This is a genomic window from Streptomyces sp. NRRL B-1347, assembly GCF_000720325.1.
Classification (GTDB): domain Bacteria; phylum Actinomycetota; class Actinomycetes; order Streptomycetales; family Streptomycetaceae; genus Streptomyces.
This window is the reverse complement of record NZ_JOJM01000339.1, coordinates 1-228: the sequence shown is the minus strand read 5'-3', so window position 1 is coordinate 228 and position 228 is coordinate 1. Positions and strand designations below refer to the sequence as shown.

The window sequence follows — 228 nt, the reverse complement described above, 5'->3', positions numbered from 1 at the left end:
CTGGCCGATGATCGTGCTGCGCACCCCGAAGGGCTGGACCGGCCCCGCGAGCGTGGACGGCAAGCCCGTCGAGGGCACCTGGCGCGCCCACCAGGTGCCGCTCGCCGGAGTCCGCGACAACCCCGTCCACCTGCGGCAGCTGGAGGACTGGCTGCGCTCCTACCGGCCCGAGGAGCTCTTCGACGCCGAAGGGCGCCCCACCGCGCAGGTCCTCGCCTGCGTCCCCGA

General features: G+C 75.0%; 1 protein-coding gene. It reads left to right on the top strand.

All coding sequences use genetic code 11. The annotated features are described in order from the left end of the window. On the top strand, positions 1–228 hold a 228-nt coding region (locus IG74_RS47505), incomplete at both ends, for a hypothetical protein (protein ID WP_158858175.1).